The following is a 1,340-nucleotide window of genomic DNA, read 5'->3' as shown; positions in this document are numbered from 1 at the left end:
CTGCACTTGCCCGATGGATTCGCCGATGGCGATCTTGCCGCCCAGTTCCCGGCGCAAGTAAGGCGCGGCGGACAGGTGATCGGCATGGGCGTGGGTTTCCAGCAGCCATTGCACCGTCAGTTGATGTTCGCGCACAAAAGCGATCACTCGATCCGCCTGTGCGGTTCCGCTGCGGCCCGAGGCCGGGTCGTAGTCGAGCACCGGGTCGACCACCGCGCATTGTCCGCCATCATGCTCATAAACCACGTAGGTGTAGGTCTTTGAAGCGGGATCGAGGAAGCTTTGAATCTGCGCGGGCATGACGGCGGACCTGTGCGGGAAGAAGCGGTTGCTACGCTTGGGGTTTACAACATATGGTCCGCAGCTTAGTGAGGGCCAAGGCGTCCTGCAAATGCGATCGCACCTGCCAACAGGTGTGCGCGGCTTGAGAGAACCTGAATGTTACTGGCGAGTTTTTTTGGCGTGGTCATGGGCCTGGTCCTTGGCCTGACGGGCGCGGGCGGCGGGATTCTGGCCGTGCCGGCGTTGGTGTTGGGCCTGGGCTGGAGCATGACCCAGGCTGCTCCGGTGGCTTTGTTTGCGGTGGGCAGCGCGGCGGCTGTCGGTGCCATCGATGGGCTGCGCCATGGCCTGGTGCGTTATCGCGCGGCTTTATTGATCGCCTTGCTAGGCGCTGCGTTCTCGCCGGTGGGCATCTATTTTGCCCACCAGCTTCCGGAAAAAATCCTGATGATCCTGTTCAGCCTGCTGATGGTGCTGGTGGCGGCGCGCATGCTGCGTCGGGAAACCGCGCAGCCCGGTCCCAGCGATCACGGTGCCGCCAGTTGGGGCCAGAAGAATTGCATGCTCGATCGCCAGACCGGTCGCCTGGCCTGGACCGCACGCTGCACCGCCACGCTGTCGGCATTGGGCGCGGTGACGGGCATGGTTTCGGGCCTGCTGGGCGTGGGCGGTGGTTTCCTGATCGTGCCGGCGTTCAAGCAACTCACCGACGTGCAGATGCGCGGGATCGTCGCCACTTCCTTGATGGTCATCAGCCTGATTTCGTTGATTGGCGTGGTCGGCGCGTTTCATGCCGGGGTGAGCATCGACCGGGTCGGGGCTGCGTTCATTGCAGCGAGTATCGTCGGGATGATCCTGGGGCGACGATTTTCCGCAAAGGTGCCGGCGCGAGCGTTGCAGGTGGGGTTTGCCGGGGTGTGCCTGGGGGTGGCGGTGTTCATGCTGGTGCGGGCGTAGCGATCTGGGCAGGGGGGCTTTTGTGGCGAGGGAGCTTGCTCCCGCTCGGCTGCGAAGCAGACGCCCTGGCCCAAGACCGTATGGGCCTGCTGCGCAGGCCA

General features: G+C 64.1%; 2 protein-coding genes. One reads left to right on the top strand and one right to left on the bottom strand.

Going from position 1 to position 1,340, the window contains the following annotated elements:
• Positions 1–300, bottom strand: a 300-nt coding sequence (locus tag OC610_RS27550; RefSeq protein WP_264432650.1) for an MBL fold metallo-hydrolase, incomplete at its 3' end; no start/stop codon positions are given.
• A 138-nt stretch (positions 301–438) separates the two neighbouring features.
• Between OC610_RS27550 and OC610_RS27545 the strand changes: the two genes are divergently transcribed.
• Positions 439–1,239 (top strand): sulfite exporter TauE/SafE family protein, encoded by an 801-nt coding sequence (locus OC610_RS27545; protein ID WP_264432648.1) that lies wholly within the window; start codon positions 439–441, stop codon positions 1,237–1,239.
• Positions 1,240–1,340: the final 101 nt, after the last annotated feature.

The organism is Pseudomonas agronomica, from assembly GCF_025917275.1.
GTDB lineage: Bacteria > Pseudomonadota > Gammaproteobacteria > Pseudomonadales > Pseudomonadaceae > Aquipseudomonas > Aquipseudomonas agronomica.
This window is presented reverse-complemented; position numbering and strand designations above follow the sequence as displayed.

Excerpts from the sequence above, each read along its gene's own strand:
- OC610_RS27545 (WP_264432648.1), top strand. The coding sequence starts at position 439 with ATGTTACTGGCGAGTTTTTTTGGCGTGGTCATGGGCCTGGTCCTTGGC.